This is a genomic window from Bacillus sp. AF62 (assembly GCF_050312695.1).
Classification (GTDB): domain Bacteria; phylum Bacillota; class Bacilli; order Bacillales; family Bacillaceae_G; genus Bacillus_A; species Bacillus_A cereus.
On the sequence record NZ_JBNPJZ010000087.1, the window covers coordinates 72,890 to 86,402 of the forward strand.

Below are 13,513 nucleotides of genomic sequence, written 5' to 3' on the forward strand. Positions count from 1 at the left end.
TAATATGTATCGTTATGTATTGTAACAAAAAAATGTTCCTTTATACTATATAAAAATATGGATTAAATACTAAAAAGATGAGAGACAGGGGATCTCTCACCTTTTTCTATATATAGGGGTACTTCACTTGGAACTCAAGGGTACTTAAATCATGAATGTACTTTTAACTTTTTAAACTCTTCTGTTAAAAGAGGTACAACTTCGAACAAGTCACCAACAATACCGTAGTCAGCTACTTTGAAGATACTTGCTTCTGGATCTTTATTAATCGCAACGATTATTTTTGAGTTAGACATACCTGCTAAATGCTGAATCGCACCAGAAATACCACATGCAATGTATAAGTCTGGCGTAACAACTTTACCAGTTTGACCAATTTGTAACGAGTACTCACAGTATTCAGCGTCACAAGCACCACGAGATGCCCCAACAGCGCCGCCTAGTACATCAGCTAACTCTTTTAATGGTTTAAATCCTTCTTCACTCTTCACACCGCGTCCGCCAGCGATAATAACTTTCGCTTCAGAAAGATCCACACCTTCTGCTGTTTTACGGACAACATCTTGAATAATTGTACGTAAATCTTTCACATCAACTGTAATAGAAGATACGTCACCGCTGCGAGACTCATCTTTTTCCAGAGTTGCAATGTTATTTGGACGCACTGTCGCAAATAAGATGCCGTCTGTTACAATCTTCTTCTCGAATGCTTTACCAGAGTAAATTGGACGAGTGAAGATAACATTTCCACCTTCAACCTCTAAAGCAGTTACGTCAGAAACTAAACCAGCTTCAAGCTTCGCTGCTAATTTTGGTGATAAATCTTTACCAAGTGCCGTATGTCCAAAGACAATACCTTCTGGATTTTCTTCAGCATGTACAGCTAAAAACGCTTGTGCATAACCATCAGATGTATATGATTTTAATTTATCATTTTCAACTGTCACAACGCGATCTGCACCGTAATGAATCAATTCATTTGCAAAAGAGGCAACGCTGTCTCCAATTAGAAGACCTACTACTTCACCGCCTTCTGCAATTGTTTTTGCTGCTGCTACCGCTTCAAACGAAACGTTACGTAGCGATCCATCACGAACTTCACCCATTACTAATACTTTACGAGCCATAGATTTTCCCTCCTGCATATATAATTTCGTATTTTATTAGATTACTTTCGCTTCTGTATGGAGCAACGATACAAGTTCTTTTACTTGATCTTGCAGCTCGCCTTGTAACACTTTTCCTGCATCTTTCTTAGGAGGCAAATAGATTTCAATTGTTTTTGTCTTTGCTTCCACATCATCTTCTTCTAAATCTAAATCATCTAATTCTAATTCTTCTAGTGGCTTTTTCTTCGCTTTCATAATACCTGGAAGCGATGGGTAACGAGGTTCATTTAAACCTTGCTGTGCTGTTACTAAAACTGGTAATGAAGTTGCAATCACTTCTGTATCACCTTCAACATCACGCTCAATCTTCACATTTGTACCGTCAATTTCAAGTTTTGTAATTGTCGTTACATATGGAATATTTAACGCTTCAGCTACGCGTGGCCCTACTTGTCCAGATGCACCATCAATTGCAACGTTTCCGCCTAAAATTAAATCTGCATCTTTATCTTTTAAATACTCAGCAAGTACTTTTGCTGTCGTGAACTGGTCACCATTTTCTACATCATCTTCAATATTAATTAATACCGCTTTATCACAGCCCATTGCTAATGCAGTACGAAGTTCTTTCTCACTATCTTCGCCACCGACTGTTACAACTGTAACTTCTCCACCTTGTGCGTCTCTTACTTGAATTGCTTCTTCAATTGCATATTCATCGTAAGGGTTGATGATGAATTCCGCTTCGCCATCGTAAATTGCACCGTTTTTAATTACGATTTTTTCTTCTGTATCAAATGTTCGTTTCATGAGTACGTAGATGTTCATTCCATTTACCCCCTTGTTTTTCAGAAAGATTCTATCAATTTTAATTTTCTGTTAATTTATATTAAAAAAATAATTGAACTACCTGCCACTAAATGAAGGTTTACGCTTTTCTAAAAATGCGGCTACACCTTCTCTTCCATCTTCACTCGTAAATACTTCACCAAAAATTTGTGATTCATGTTGTACACCTTCATAGTAATGAGACGATTTTGTCGTTTGCAATAACTCTAGTACAGCACGAGTTGTTGCTGGACTTTTTCCAGCAATTTGTTTTGCAACTTTAAGCGTATCATCTAAAAATGATTCTTCAGAGAACAATCCGTTAACAAGTCCCCACTTTAATGCTTCTGCACCAGTAATTGGTGTACTTGTTAACATCATTTCACAAGCTTTCGCTTTCCCAACATAACGTGGTAAGCGCTGTGTACCTGCAAAGCCAGGAATTAATCCAAGTGTTAATTCAGGTAAACCAAGTTTTGCACTTTCAGTTGCAAAGCGCATGTGGCAAGACATAGCAAACTCAAGGCCGCCGCCCAGTGCCGCTCCATGAATTGCCGCAATAACTGGTTTTGAACATTTTTCAACACGCTCAAACGTAACTTGTCCAAGCTGTGCTAATTCTGTTGCTTGCTTCGCTTCAGTAACAGATGTAAATTCTTTAATATCTGCTCCTGCTGAGAAGAAACGTCCTTCACCGTGAATAACAACAACACGAATGTTATCATCCTTTTCCACTTGATCAATTAATTCAGTAACGTCATGCATAACTTGTGAAGACATCGCATTCGCTGGTGCGTGATTTAACGTCGCCACCGCGATATGATCTTCAACTCTTACAGATAGGAATTTCAACATGATCCCTCCCATTATTGACGATAACCACAAGCTGCAATAAGTAGCCCGTGTACCGTTTTTGAAAGTGCGACCAGATCATACTTATGATCGCTCATTACCCAATTGGTCACAACTTCATCTACTGTTCCAAAGATCATTTGTCTTGCCACGCGAACATTTAAATCTGCTTGAAATTCACCTTGTTTTATACCAGTCTCTAAAATCTCATCCATAACTTGTAAGTAGCCTTTTAATACTTCATTTATTTTAAGGCGCAAGTCTTGATTGGACTGCCTTAGCTCTAATTGCGTAACGATAGCAAGCGGATCATTTTGCGACAACAGCAAGAAGTGCGTTTCTACCAACATGAATAACTTCGATACAGCGCTTTCAATTCCTGCTGTTTTTTGACGAATTGTTTCGACAAATTCTCCCATCTTCTCTTGGAATAAGGATATTAATATATCTTCTTTATTTTTAAAATATAAATAAATCGTGCCATCAGCTACCCCAGCTTGCTTTGCGATTTTAGAAACTTGCGCTTGGTGGTACCCATTCTCCGCAATCACAATGACTGCTGCATCAATAATTTGATTGTATTTCGGTCTATTTTTCTTCACTTTACTGTCCCCTTCAAGAAGATGACTGAATGAATAGTCATTCATATTCTTATAATACTGACTATTTAGAAAAGTGTCAATCCTATTTTTTCAAAAAGAAAGGGCCTTAGCCCGTTTGCTCATCCTCATTCTTTCTCTTCTCTTCATCTATTAGAACACGGCGCAAAATTTTCCCTACTGTCGTTTTCGGCAATTCATCTCTAAACTCATATACTTTCGGCACTTTATAAGCCGCTAAATATTTACGTGCAAACTGATTTAATTCTTCCTCAGAGCATTCCGTACCTTCTTTTAACACAACAAATGCTTTAACTGTCTCTCCTCGGTACGGATCTGGAACTCCAATTGTCACTACTTCTTGCACTTTTTCATGCTCATATAATACTTCTTCAACTTCACGAGGATACACATTAAATCCACTCGCAACAATCATATCTTTCTTGCGATCTTTTACATAGAAGAATCCATCTTCATCCATGTAGCCAACATCACCTGTATGGAGCCAGCCATCTTGCAATACAGCCGCTGTTTCCTCTGGCTTATTCCAATATCCTTTCATAATTTGAGGGCCTTTCACTACAATTTCACCTATTTCTCCTGGCGGTAATGCCTCACCAGTTTCAAGCGACATAATGATTGCTTCTGTATCTGGCCACGGAACTCCGATGCTACCTGGCACTCGCTTTTCCCATAAAAAATTACTATGTGTAACCGGAGAGGATTCTGTTAAACCATATCCCTCTACTAGTTTACCACCTGTAACTTTTTCGAACTTTTCCTGTACTTCTACTGGCAGTGGTGCTGATCCACTAATACAAGCACGAATAGAAGAAATATCGTATTCTTTTAAAAGCGGACTATTTAAAAGAGCGATATAAATAGTTGGTGCCCCTGGAAACAATGTCACTTTATGCTTCTTAATCGCTTCAAAAACCATTTTCATATCAAACTTTGGAATAAGGACCATTTTGTATCCTTGCATAATACTTAAATTCATAACAGCTGTCATACCATAAACATGGAAAAATGGAAGAACCCCAAGAACGACTTCTTCTCCTTCTTTGCAATTATATAACCATTGAACTCCCATTAACGTGTTAGAGACGAGGTTTTTATGCGTTAACATAACTCCTTTCGGAAATCCGGTTGTTCCTCCTGTGTACTGTAAAAGAGCTAGATCATTTTCAGGATCACAAGGCACCTCAACATTCGTATTCACTTCTTTTTCTACTGAATTCCAAAGATGAATCGTTTCACTCTCTGATACTTTCACAACTAAATTCGACTGTTTTTTCTGCACAAATGGATACAATAGATTTTTAGGGAATGGTAAAAAGTCTGCAATACGAGTTACGATAATATGCTCAATTTTTGTAGCAGATTGAACATTCGTTACTCTTGGAAACACTAAATCGAGACAAAGAATTACTTTTGCTCCCGAGTCATGAAGCTGATATTCTAATTCCCTTTCTGTATACAGTGGATTGGTTTGTACTACGATACCTCCCGCAAGTAATGTACCGTAATAACCAATTACAGCTTGCGGACAATTCGGCAACATAATAGCAACTCGATCACCCTTTTCCACACCGAGTTTTTGAAGATAATTTGCAAACCGCTTCACCTTATCATGGAAGTCCGAAAACGTAATATCCTTCCCTAAAAAGTGAAGCGCTTTCTTTTCTGGGTAGCGAGAAGCCATCTGTTCTACATATCTATGAAGCGGCTGAATATCATAAGAAATCGTACTCGGAATTTCCTCTGGATAACTTTTCAACCATGGTTTTTCCACCTTCATTCCCCCTTCAAATACATAAAAAATAAATGAATGTTCATTCATGATGGTTATTTTCATTATATTATAGTCACCATAACGTTACAATCATAATATTCTGACTTTTATATAACTATGCTTTACTTCATTAACTTCTTATTATATGTAGAAACTCTCTTAATCTTAAAAGAGTAAGAGAGTTTGTCATTAACTTAATCTTATAATTGTTAATACCGCTCCTGGGGTAGTTGTTGATAATGTCACAACAGCTAACAAACCAAATAATTGTAAGCTAATAGCATCTCCTGCTGCAAGAGTTGTAATAATTGTTGCACTAAATGATGTGGTTGCTACCGCAGGAGAATTTATCGTCCCAGCAAGTGCCCCTCCATTAATTGTAATCCGTGAACTGACTAATAATGAAGCCGTTATATTAATTGTATATGAAATATAATAATTACCAGCATTTGCAACCGTAAATACTGTGTTTCCACCAGAAACAGTAATTCCTGGACCGATGTTTTGATTATTCGGAAGCGGGACATTCGTTCCACCAAGAACTACCGATATCGCTGTTCCCGACGTATTATTTGCAAATGCATATGTCGCCGTGATACTTGTACCTGTAGCCCCGGTTGAACCCGTTGAGCCCGTCGCTCCTGTTGCTCCTGTCGGACCGGTTGAACCCGTCGTTCCCGTTGGACCTGTTGAGCCTGTTGAGCCTGTTGCTCCCGTTGGGCCTGTCACTCCTGTTGGGCCTGTTGCTCCTGTTGAACCTGTTACTCCCGTCGCCCCCGTTGGGCCTGTTGCCCCTGTTATTCCTGTCGCTCCCGTTGGGCCTGTTGCTCCTGTTATTCCTGTCGCTCCCGTTGGGCCTGCGCCACCTGTTGCTCCTGTTGCCCCCGTCGGACCGGTTGGACCAACCTTAGGAACTGTCCCATCGCAACTAAAACAGCATGAATCAACATGTACACCATTTTGATTATTACACCCACAATATCCATTTACGTTATTGCTCCATGAAGACATGTTGATCACTTCCTTTACATTCGATCTTTTTAGCGCAATCACCGACTTAAAAAACACCTATCTAAATAACAAAGAAATACTTTGCCTAGTCGGGGATAAAACACAGATTTCCTCCATACATTCTAGTAATTATTACATGCGATTCACTCTCCTTTTGCTTGTACTTTCGCCTTATCTCCACAGACTATTAACAATACACATTACACTATCGTACACAGCCACTTTCCCATTTAAACTTTCCACATTCGCCAATATTTTTAGTAAAGCGGCTTATTCTTCATAAATAGCGACTATAATATATAAAAATTCGTATAATTCGTTATTTTTCGTCAAAATTTTAAAAATATATTGACACTTAAAATACCCTCATAGTATGATTTGGGTGTTGTAATTGATAACCATTTTCACTTATGGTACTAGTTACAAAAAACACTTAATTTGGGGGCAGAAGATGAAGAAAATTCTCAGTATTTTCATAGTAGTTCTTCTATTCGCTGTTGGATGCGGACAGCAAAAAGAGGAGAAAAAAGAAACAAAAGCGGACAATAAAAATCAAGCTATAACAATTAAACACGCTGAAGGGGAAACGAAGTTAGATAAACCAGCAAAAAAAGTAGTTGTACTTGAGTGGGTATATTCTGAAGACTTATTAGCACTTGGTGTTCAGCCAGTAGGGATGGCAGACATTAAGAATTATAATAAATGGGTAAATACAAAAACAAAACCTAGTAAAGATGTTGTAGATGTAGGGACACGTCAACAACCAAACTTAGAAGAAATTAGCCGTTTAAAACCAGACTTAATTATTACAGCTTCATTCCGTGGTAAAGCAATTAAAAATGAATTAGAGCAAATTGCACCAACAGTTATGTTTGATCCATCAACAAGCAATAACGATCACTTTGCTGAAATGACAGAAACATTTAAACAAATTGCAAAAGCAGTTGGAAAAGAAGAAGAAGGTAAAAAAGTATTAGCTGATATGGATAAAGCATTCGCTGATGCAAAAGCAAAAATTGATAAAGCAGACTTAAAAGATAAAAACATCGCAATGGCACAAGCATTTACTGCTAAAAACGTACCAACATTCCGTATCTTAACTGAAAATTCTTTAGCTTTACAAGTTACAAAAAAATTAGGTCTAACAAATACTTTTGAAGCAGGAAAATCTGAGCCAGATGGTTTTAAACAAACAACTGTAGAATCATTACAAAGTGTACAAGATTCAAACTTCATTTACATTGTAGCGGATGAAGATAACATTTTTGACACGCAACTAAAAGGCAACCCTGCTTGGGAAGAATTAAAGTTCAAAAAAGAAAACAAAATGTATAAATTAAAAGGCGACACTTGGATTTTCGGTGGTCCTGAGTCTGCAACATCTTTAGCAACACAAGTAGCAGATGTAATGACAGCGAAGAAGTGATTACACGATGAATAGCCTAAAACATACACTTCGAGCAAGTCTTGTATTCGGAGGAGGAGCAGCTCTCTTGCTCCTCCTTTTCTTTATTCATATCGGACAAGGTCAAGCAAACATTTCCTATAGTATGATTATTGATGCTCTTATCTCACCGAACCAATCGCTAGAACATCAAACTTTAATCATGCTTCGATTACCTAGAGCTGTAATTGCCATTTTAGCTGGAGGCGCTCTTGCTGCATCAGGGGTTATTTTACAAACGTTAACGAAAAATCCACTTGCTGAATCCAGTACAATGGGTATTCACTCTGGCGCATATTTCTTTCTAGTAGCGGCTACAATTTTCTTACCGAAAGATTTACAAATTAATTCTCTTCTGTTCACATTTATCGGTGGTGCTATTACTGCTTTATTTGTATACCGTATTTCTGGTGGAAAAAAGGGAACCCCACTTAGAATGGCATTAGCTGGTATGGTCGTTACATTAATGCTCTCTGCCTTTACCGGAACGATGCAGCTTTTCTATGAAAATGAAACAGCTGGTTTATTTTTATGGGGAGCTGGCTCTCTTATTCAAAATAACTGGGATGGCGTTCAATTTGCTTTTCCATTTATCATTATTTCTTTCCTAGTTTTACTATTTATGTCTCGTAAACTCAACATTCTCTTACTTGGTGATGATGTTGCTATTTCTCTTGGTGAAAAAACAGCAGTAACACGTCTTATCGCCTTCATTGCTGCAATCTTTTTAACAGCAGTAATTGTTACTGTTGTTGGACCAATTGGCTTTGTCGGCTTAGTTGCACCTCATTTAATGCGCCTTATCGGATACCGTCAACACTTTACTCTTCTTCTCTCTTCTTTCTTATGGGGGGCAGTATTATTGCTTGGAGCAGATGTTGTCGGTAGATTAATAGATCCAACCGGTGCAGAACTTCCTGTTGGGGCAGTCACAGCAATGATTGGATCTCCTTGGCTTATTTACTTAGTGTATCGAATGATGAAGTCGAAACAATATATGAATGATAACGGTGCGAATGCAGCTGGAGCTAGTTCCCGCTATTACTCTTATAAAAAGGTAATCATTATATCTATCACACTTTGTATTGTGACGATTGCTCTTGGTGTTACAATCGGTAGTAACGCTTATATCGAAAGCATTACAAATGTTATATCAGGTCAATTAACACAATTTGACAAAAACATGATGATGAATCTTCGATTACCAAGAATGCTCGTTGCCGCTATTGCTGGTGCATGCCTTGCAATAAGTGGGCTTGTTTTCCAAGGTATATTACGAAACCCACTTGCCGATCCTTCTATTATTGGTATTTCATCAGGAGCTGGTGTCGGTGCTTTAACGATTATGTATGTCTTTCCTGCACTTCCTGGTTTCTTCCTACCAATTGGTGCATTTATCGGCGGACTACTTGCAGTTGGAATTGTCCTCTTCTTCTCATGGAAATCAGGATTTAGCCCAACAGCTCTTGCTTTAATAGGAATTGGTATTTCTGCACTTGGCTCAGCAATTATTCAAATCTTTATCGTTAGAGCCAATTTGAATGTTGCCGCTGCTTTAACATGGTTATCTGGCAGTACGTATGCAAGAGGGTGGAATCACTTAGAAAATATCATTCTATATCCATCTCTAATTCTTGTATTCATTATCTTTTTCTTAATAAAACAACTTGACGTTCTCGTACTGGGAGACGATTTAGCAACTGGACTTGGGCAACCAGTAAATAAAACACGTCTTGCTCTGATTGTGCTAGCGACACTACTTGCATCAGTAAATATCGCTGCTGTCGGTACAATTGCCTTTTTAGGCCTTGTCGCACCTCACTTAGCAAGAATTGTTGTTGGTATGAATCATCAAAGACTATTCGTTTGTTCAGCACTATTTGGAGCAATCCTTCTTTCTGTTGCTGACTTACTTGGACGTACAATCGCATATCCGAAAGAAATTCCTTCTGGTTTTGTCGTTGCTGTACTTGGAGCACCTTATTTCTTATGGCTAATGAGGAAGAGTGGGAAGAAAGTTAATTAAAAAGGAGGCTTCGTTTTAGAAGCCTCCTTTTTATATACTAAATAAAGTGAAACTTTAATTAGTGGGGGGGGGGGCTTCATCCCCACTGATTATTAACCCAAACCAATTGGGCTTTTATGAGCAGTGGATCTCCCACCTAACTTCTTTGCTCCAGCCGAATCTTGAGGTGGGAATTTTACTGCAGGTGAATAGCGGGATAAATTACTCTGATCTCACTAATTTCACAGATTTAGTCCCTCCCATAAACTCATGATGTACAGTTAATGTGTTCTCCTCAAGTTTCAAATCAACCTTCTGTTTTCTTTCTCCCATTAAAAATACAAGCTCTATGGAAATAATCCCTTGGTCCACACTTAATATTCGAAAGTCTCCTATAGTAGTCCCTTTCCCAAAAATATTATGTTCCATAAATTCTCCGCCTGTTTTCTCACTATTAATAGATTCTATTTCCAACCCAACTGGCCTGTCTGTACTTTCTGATGACATCCAAGACCCCTTTAACTTTCCAATATCAGCCTCTTTTTTCTTTTCATTTTTTAACTCTTCCTCTTTTTTCTTAACTTCTGCTTGTTGAGTTAGTAAGCCATCTATTTGCTTATTCAGCTCTTCGGCCCGTTGATTTTCCGAAATAAATTGTTGATTTTGGCCAGTATCGTTAACAATTTTATTTACTATCCCTTTAGCCTCTTCATACTTTTTATCATTCTTTAACTTCTCTGCCTTTTCCAATTGACCTATATATTGACCTTTTAACTCTTTATGCTCTATGAGCGAATCTTTTTGTTCTTTCGCTTGACTTTGAAGGATTGCGGAACCATCTTTCATCTTTTCTACTTCTTGAAACAAACCTATTGCTTGTTCTATATTTCCACTCGATTTCTCTTTTATCGAACTTATCATCTTAGTAGTTTGGTCTTTTAATACCTTTGCTTCTTTATCATCCTTTTTCTCTTCTAATGCTAGCTCAAATGATGCTACTGCCGTGTCATATTCTTTACTCGCTAACGCCAATTTCCCTTGATCCATTGCTTTTTTATAGATTTCATTGCTACATCCTACCATTAAAAATAAAATTATGATTCCTAAAATCAATCTTTTCATAATATCCCCCTAAATTAATATAATTCTATATACACTCAATAGTATCATAAAATTTATATATAAAATTTTAAATACCATCATTAAAACATAAAGGGAACTTGTCATTTCTTCTCGAACTTAATCTATGAACATAAGTAGAGGGGGATAACAATAATGTACCAAACAATTGACGGCTTCTTGCAATCATGGACATACGAAGCAGAGTCTACTCAGAAAATGCTTGATTCATTAACCGATGCATCTTTATCACAAGAAATTGCACCTGAACATTGGACGTTAGGTAGAGTTGCTTGGCACATCGTGACGGCAATTCCTGTTATACTATCTGGCACAGGGCTAAAGTTTGAAGGAGAATCGAAAGATTATCCTGTTCCAACTTCTGCAAAAACAATTGCAGATGAATACCGTAAAGTAAACGCGGCTTTTGTTGAAACACTTCAAAGTAAATGGACTGATAAAGACTTAGCTACTATTAATGACTTCTTTGGTCGCCCTATGCCGAATTCTATATTTTTAATGACACTCATTAATCATCAAAATCACCACCGCGGACAAATGACGGTTTTAATGCGACAAGCTGGCTTAACAGTTCCTGGCGTATATGGCCCCGCAAAAGAAGAATGGGCTGCGGCTGGAATGGAAGCTCCTAAAATGTAACGACAAAAAAGACAAGATGTTTACATATCTTGTCTTTTTCTGTAACTTGTTTCATGTGAAACTATTTTTTCTTAATGGTTGTTTTATGGAAAAGATAGGTTAAAATGAATACATATTACGAAGAGGAGTAACCAAATTGAATACAAAAAATAAAAAAATAGCTATGGGAACTATTTTACTAACTTCTCTTATTGGAGTTATTAGTGTATCTCTTTATTTCACCTATTATGGTACCCCTTGGGGAAAACAAGTAGCAATTACGGACTCAAAAGAGTATATTACAAAATATTTTAATCTAGATGCAGAAGTCAAAAATACTTCTTACGATGCTAAAATGAATAGCTATGCAATCTCCTTTGAAACAAGTACCGACGGCGAGTTTACTATCGAATATAAAAGTCCTAATAACTTTAACATTTCTCCAGAAGTGCAAAAGTATTTAAGCACACACTCTAAATTTACAGAGTAGTAACGAAGCATACATATACAAAAAAGAGTTGGTGTAACACCAACTCTTTTTCACATATTCTTATCATACAGTTATATCTTCCTTCTCTATATTTTTAATGCCGTAATATGCAATTACAACTCCAATTGCTGCAAGTGCTAGTTGAAGGGGAAGAAAAGTTGCTGTAGAAAACGCTGGGTTGCCATTATTCATTGCAATTGTGACAACGATAAGAGATGAAACAATTGTAGTTGGCACGGAACGTTTACGCATTCCGAAATATAATGGGATTAAACTCATCCCCGCAGTTGCAATGGCTAAAGGAACTAGTTTTATTCCTTCTTGCATCAATTGATCTACTGTGAATGAATTAGGAAGAATTGAAAAATAACTATCTATCCCAAAGAAAATTCCTACTACTAAAATGTTAGATACAATAACTGTTATAAATGTTACTGTCGCTGTAATAGCCAACTTACTAGCCATGATCTTCTTTCGGTTAATGGGATAAGAAAACATGATTAGTATTGTTTTATTTTTATATTCACCAATTATTAGCCTTGCGATTAATACACTACCAAAAACAATAAACGTTGCTCTTACTATTGTGCTAGCCATTAACAATATCGTCTCTGGATTCCTTATTTCTGCATCACCTTCTACTTGAGCGATGATGCTCACAAAGATCATTAATGCCAGTATAACAATATTTGCAATAATTGCTCTCTTCACGTACCAACCAAGCTTAAACTTTTTCAATTCTAGCTTCATTAAATGTAGCATGATAGTGTCCTCCTTCCTCCTAAGATTTAATCAATATAAATGACTCCTGTTTCACTTAAAATCTTCGCTTCATTTTTTGCATCACCAATCGTTCCTATTTTTATTTTTTCTGTATTTTTATCTTTCTTAAGTCCTTTTAAATCCACTATTACATCAGCTGAATTACTTTTAGCCATAAGCTTCAATGATGCTGGGACACCTTTATACCGTACGCCAATATCCCCTGATTTTGTTTCTATAAATAATGATTTTCCTTCTGTCATATCTTTCAGTAATACTTCCCCAGATGTTGAAGTGATGTTCACATTTTCGTTTTTTACATTTTTCACATAATTATCGCCAGTAGTAGAAGTTATATTTACTTCTTGTAATGAACTATCTTTTAACATCAAATCCCCACTTTCGGATATGAATTCACCCTTCTCTGCCGATAGTCCTGTAATCATTCCATCTCCAGACTTGCCTTTTGTCACGATACTTTTTACTACTATATCGTTTATTTTCACATCACCCGATTTATTATTGACTACAATTTTGTCTATTGCTTTCCTCGGAATAGCTATACATATACTATTTTTCTTCCTAAACGTAAAACCATTAAAAAATTTGGTCACCTTTTGTTTTTGCTTAATCACAATTTTATTTTCGTCATTTTCTATTTTGACGGGATCTATCTTTTTATCTACTTGTTGACCTTGAGCGGAAATTACTATTTTATTAGCGTCTGTACTTTTAAATTCAATATTCCAGTTTTCATTGTCTACTTCTATTTCTTTTATATTATTGAGGGTGTTGCAAAACTCATAAATATCCAAAAATGAATGCATAAAGAAACCCGTTTTCCTGGAAGAATGATAGTA

Annotated in this window: 13 protein-coding genes; 4 read left to right on the forward strand and 9 right to left on the reverse strand. The window is 37.0% G+C overall.

Annotation, left to right across the window (positions count from 1 at the left end):
• Positions 1 to 149 precede the first annotated feature (149 nt).
• The 6 genes from etfA to ACQRBL_RS22640 form a co-directional block, all read right to left on the reverse strand.
• A complete protein-coding gene (etfA, locus tag ACQRBL_RS22615; RefSeq protein ID WP_000101946.1) occupies positions 150 to 1,127 on the reverse strand; it encodes an electron transfer flavoprotein subunit alpha in 978 nt (325 codons plus the stop codon).
• Between the two features lie 36 nt (positions 1,128 to 1,163).
• Positions 1,164 to 1,937 (reverse strand): electron transfer flavoprotein subunit beta, encoded by a 774-nt coding sequence (gene etfB / locus ACQRBL_RS22620; protein WP_001029028.1) that lies wholly within the window; start codon positions 1,935 to 1,937, stop codon positions 1,164 to 1,166.
• Positions 1,938 to 2,015: 78 nt separating this feature from the next.
• Positions 2,016 to 2,792, reverse strand: a complete 777-nt coding sequence (locus ACQRBL_RS22625; protein WP_023523131.1) for an enoyl-CoA hydratase — start codon at positions 2,790 to 2,792, stop codon at positions 2,016 to 2,018.
• An 11-nt stretch (positions 2,793 to 2,803) separates the two neighbouring features.
• Positions 2,804 to 3,391 (reverse strand): TetR/AcrR family transcriptional regulator, encoded by a 588-nt coding sequence (locus ACQRBL_RS22630; RefSeq protein WP_000742223.1) that lies wholly within the window; start codon positions 3,389 to 3,391, stop codon positions 2,804 to 2,806.
• Between the two features lie 106 nt (positions 3,392 to 3,497).
• A complete protein-coding gene (locus ACQRBL_RS22635; protein WP_000414744.1) occupies positions 3,498 to 5,183 on the reverse strand; it encodes a long-chain-fatty-acid--CoA ligase in 1,686 nt (561 codons plus the stop codon).
• A gap of 189 nt (positions 5,184 to 5,372) precedes the next feature.
• Positions 5,373 to 6,194, reverse strand: a complete 822-nt coding sequence (locus ACQRBL_RS22640) for a BclA C-terminal domain-containing protein (protein ID WP_411996253.1) — start codon at positions 6,192 to 6,194, stop codon at positions 5,373 to 5,375.
• A 451-nt stretch (positions 6,195 to 6,645) separates the two neighbouring features.
• Here ACQRBL_RS22640 and ACQRBL_RS22645 point away from each other — a divergent pair, with 451 nt between their 5' ends.
• Positions 6,646 to 7,620: an ABC transporter substrate-binding protein gene (locus tag ACQRBL_RS22645; RefSeq protein WP_000722820.1), complete on the forward strand. Its 975-nt coding sequence runs from the start codon at positions 6,646 to 6,648 to the stop codon at positions 7,618 to 7,620.
• A 7-nt stretch (positions 7,621 to 7,627) separates the two neighbouring features.
• Positions 7,628 to 9,664, forward strand: a complete 2,037-nt coding sequence (gene fhuB, locus ACQRBL_RS22650) for a Fe(3+)-hydroxamate ABC transporter permease FhuB (protein ID WP_411996255.1) — start codon at positions 7,628 to 7,630, stop codon at positions 9,662 to 9,664.
• Between the two features lie 201 nt (positions 9,665 to 9,865).
• On the opposite strand, the gene ACQRBL_RS22655 is transcribed toward fhuB, so the two are convergent.
• Positions 9,866 to 10,765, reverse strand: coding sequence for a hypothetical protein (locus ACQRBL_RS22655; protein WP_071731442.1), 900 nt, complete (start codon positions 10,763 to 10,765; stop codon positions 9,866 to 9,868).
• 153 nt (positions 10,766 to 10,918) lie between these two features.
• Here ACQRBL_RS22655 and ACQRBL_RS22660 point away from each other — a divergent pair, with 153 nt between their 5' ends.
• Positions 10,919 to 11,422, forward strand: coding sequence for a DinB family protein (locus ACQRBL_RS22660; protein ID WP_000284950.1), 504 nt, complete (start codon positions 10,919 to 10,921; stop codon positions 11,420 to 11,422).
• A gap of 136 nt (positions 11,423 to 11,558) precedes the next feature.
• On the forward strand, positions 11,559 to 11,891 hold the full coding sequence (locus ACQRBL_RS22665) for a hypothetical protein (protein ID WP_001093302.1): 333 nt from the start codon (positions 11,559 to 11,561) through the stop codon (positions 11,889 to 11,891).
• Between the two features lie 63 nt (positions 11,892 to 11,954).
• On the opposite strand, the gene ACQRBL_RS22670 is transcribed toward ACQRBL_RS22665, so the two are convergent.
• Both ACQRBL_RS22670 and ACQRBL_RS22675 read right to left on the reverse strand, forming a co-directional pair.
• Positions 11,955 to 12,653 (reverse strand): ABC transporter permease, encoded by a 699-nt coding sequence (locus tag ACQRBL_RS22670; RefSeq protein ID WP_411996256.1) that lies wholly within the window; start codon positions 12,651 to 12,653, stop codon positions 11,955 to 11,957.
• A 26-nt stretch (positions 12,654 to 12,679) separates the two neighbouring features.
• Positions 12,680 to 13,480, reverse strand: coding sequence for a DUF4097 family beta strand repeat-containing protein (locus ACQRBL_RS22675; RefSeq protein ID WP_411996258.1), 801 nt, complete (start codon positions 13,478 to 13,480; stop codon positions 12,680 to 12,682).
• Between the last annotated feature and the right edge of the window lie 33 nt (positions 13,481 to 13,513).

What these genes read in the sequence shown, in the direction of transcription:
- ACQRBL_RS22625 (WP_023523131.1), bottom strand. Translation starts at nt 2,792, where the DNA reads ATGTTGAAATTCCTATCTGTAAGAGTTGAAGATCATATCGCGGTGGCG.
- fhuB (WP_411996255.1), top strand. Translation starts at nt 7,628, where the DNA reads ATGAATAGCCTAAAACATACACTTCGAGCAAGTCTTGTATTCGGAGGA.
- ACQRBL_RS22660 (WP_000284950.1), top strand. Translation starts at nt 10,919, where the DNA reads ATGTACCAAACAATTGACGGCTTCTTGCAATCATGGACATACGAAGCA.
- ACQRBL_RS22675 (WP_411996258.1), bottom strand. Translation starts at nt 13,480, where the DNA reads ATGCATTCATTTTTGGATATTTATGAGTTTTGCAACACCCTCAATAAT.
- etfA (WP_000101946.1), bottom strand. Translation starts at nt 1,127, where the DNA reads ATGGCTCGTAAAGTATTAGTAATGGGTGAAGTTCGTGATGGATCGCTA.
- ACQRBL_RS22670 (WP_411996256.1), bottom strand. Translation starts at nt 12,653, where the DNA reads ATGCTACATTTAATGAAGCTAGAATTGAAAAAGTTTAAGCTTGGTTGG.
- ACQRBL_RS22645 (WP_000722820.1), top strand. Translation starts at nt 6,646, where the DNA reads ATGAAGAAAATTCTCAGTATTTTCATAGTAGTTCTTCTATTCGCTGTT.
- ACQRBL_RS22640 (WP_411996253.1), bottom strand. Translation starts at nt 6,194, where the DNA reads ATGTCTTCATGGAGCAATAACGTAAATGGATATTGTGGGTGTAATAAT.
- ACQRBL_RS22655 (WP_071731442.1), bottom strand. Translation starts at nt 10,765, where the DNA reads ATGAAAAGATTGATTTTAGGAATCATAATTTTATTTTTAATGGTAGGA.
- etfB (WP_001029028.1), bottom strand. Translation starts at nt 1,937, where the DNA reads ATGAACATCTACGTACTCATGAAACGAACATTTGATACAGAAGAAAAA.